Consider the following 2,336-nt stretch of genomic DNA (forward strand, 5'->3'; position numbering starts at 1 on the left):
AAAACAACCAAGACTACTTGGGTAAACGAACGCACTTGCTCACTTTAGTGAGTTATCCGGGCAACGAATTTGTATATCCGAACACTTGCCGCCATTACGACCGTAACGAAGGGACCAGCGTCCATCAAAGGATGAGACTCCGAGATAGGGAAGTCAAAAGAGGTCCAACCAGAAAGTGTCACCGCTGACAAGTCAGAATAGCGTCACAACCGCCAACCAAGATGCACGGTCACTTAAAGCACGCCATCGCTCTGCTGTGACCGAGCAACCATCGATCACGAGTCGATTAAGTTCAACGCTACGATTCAACGCTACGATTCACCGGGCGGGCCGGGAAAGGCTTGAACTTCCGTTTGATGACGTGGCCCGCTCCGGTGCAATCGATGGTTGTCCGCCGGTTTTCGGGGAGCACGGCGAACATAAGACCGTCCAGAATTAAATTGACGCTTGTGCAAACGGGCAAAGATCCGATCAAGATCGAAGTCGTCGTCGGCACCCAGTTGATGCCGGATACGTTTAATTTCAGCAGTAGGGTCAGGAGTCATCGAATGCCTCTAGCATTTGCTCAGGTGTGCAGATAGTCGCGGGTTCGTACCCATTATCGCGACAAATGTCATCGATTAAGTGTTGAGTCGATGGATTAAGTATATGCTTAAAGTTCCAAGTCGCCAACAATTCAATGCCGTTTACAGCGGCAATCGCTATGTGCGTCGCATCCCGCGGTTCGGTCTGCGGAACCGCATTCCCCGCCAGTAACGCAGCGGCAAGCGATTTGGCCGTATCGGGCGATTCTAAAACCGCAAGTCCGTCCAGAACGAGCAGTCGTTCGGAAGCCGCAAAAGGGTCGCCAGCGGAGCATTCATCGAAAACGAGGTCAGAAACGAAGAGTTCGTATCGGCTCAAGGCCGTATCCCACCATCGGCGCGTGAAGGTCTGGCGTGCGGCGATCAATGGGTCCGGGTGTAGGCGGCCAGCTATGTTGCCGATGACGGTTGTTTCAAGGTAGACGCTTTGCATCAAACCATTGTAGCGAATTTTGCCGGGCAAGCCATCCAAGCAATTTCAATCGGGGAACGGTAGCGATCAGCCGGCGGCGACGGAAGATCAACGACTTCAAAACGCCCGACTTCGCCGCTCGGTTGCATCGTTTGGTTCCCCGCTTTCCTGATGTGGGGAAGATCCGCCGTCCGATGTTCGGCCAGCGTCCTTCCAATAGGGCGGATTGGAAGCAGATCGCAACACAAATCGCGAATTGGGGTCTAGTTGATCCGAAAAACCAATCCACATTGGCGGACACGAATTATTTGGTTCCCAACCCCGAGTAAGCGCGAAGCGAATCGCGTCCCGCACCTCATCGTCTCTGATTTGACCATGCGGATCTATCATGAGTTTCGCACCCGATCCCGCTGCAAGTTGAACGGTAACCACGCCACGTCCATTGTCCCCACGAGAACCCTTAACCCAATGAAAGTGGTTGCCGTCAATGTGGGTGTTCCGTCGATTGCGATTTGGAAGTGCCATCGAGTATTGTGCAGCGTGAAGGCGTCAAGCCAGTCGGGGAACGCCGACGATAACCGCGTCGGCCAGTGTTGAGGTTACCACAGAGTAAACGGTCGTGGCCGACTGCGGTTCATCGATTGGTTCGTCGACGTCATCAGGGTTCGTGGCGCACGACGATCTCGGGGCGACGTTGTTCGAGTTCCGCGACCCCATCCGACGTTATCAATGTACCAGATACGTCCAGCGATTCTAAGCCGCGGATGGACGCGATCGCGGGAATCGCGTCGTCCGTGACAGGGGATCCGTTGAGCCGTAGCATCCATACCGATCCGATGTTTGCGAGCATTTTTAGTTGAGCGTCGGTCACATTGCAATCCGTAAAGTGAAGTACTCTAACCCGTTTGAGATTTGATAGATTCCGAACCGTGTCATCAGTGACGATTGCGCCAGCGAAGTCGAGGTTGTCAAACGACTCATAGTCTCCAAGTCGGTCAAGCCCAACAGGGGCAATGAAGCCAACCCAAGCTGGGGCGTTGCTGTCGTCGAAGCTGACGTAGTACGCACCCATTGAATGCAAGTCCGCCTCGATGCGACGCCGTTTCCTGTAGTCCCGCGTCGTAAACTCAGTAATCGAAACACTGATCGCGAGAGCAGCGACGATCAAGATCAACGTGCGGAGTCGGAAACGCAAGTAATGTCCTGTTCGACGAACGAATTGCATTCTATCCGGGGACCAGGCGTGGAAAGGTCTTGATCAATGGTTGACGTGTTTCGCCTGGTCCACGGATAGAATGTGCGTTGAACTTTGTCGTGCAGACCGCTTACGTTGGCAATCC

The 2,336-nt window shown here is 53.8% G+C and carries 2 protein-coding genes; both read right to left on the reverse strand.

All coding sequences use genetic code 11. From position 1 onward, the window contains the following. Positions 1–534: 534 nt before the first annotated feature. On the reverse strand, positions 535–1,017 hold the full coding sequence (locus Q31b_RS27590) for a type II toxin-antitoxin system VapC family toxin (protein ID WP_146602900.1): 483 nt from the start codon (positions 1,015–1,017) through the stop codon (positions 535–537). 637 nt (positions 1,018–1,654) lie between these two features. Beyond that, positions 1,655–2,191: a hypothetical protein gene (locus Q31b_RS27595; RefSeq protein ID WP_231617905.1), complete on the reverse strand. Its 537-nt coding sequence runs from the start codon at positions 2,189–2,191 to the stop codon at positions 1,655–1,657. Positions 2,192–2,336: the final 145 nt, after the last annotated feature.

Origin of the sequence: Novipirellula aureliae (genome assembly GCF_007860185.1) — a bacterium.
GTDB lineage: Bacteria > Planctomycetota > Planctomycetia > Pirellulales > Pirellulaceae > Novipirellula_A > Novipirellula_A aureliae.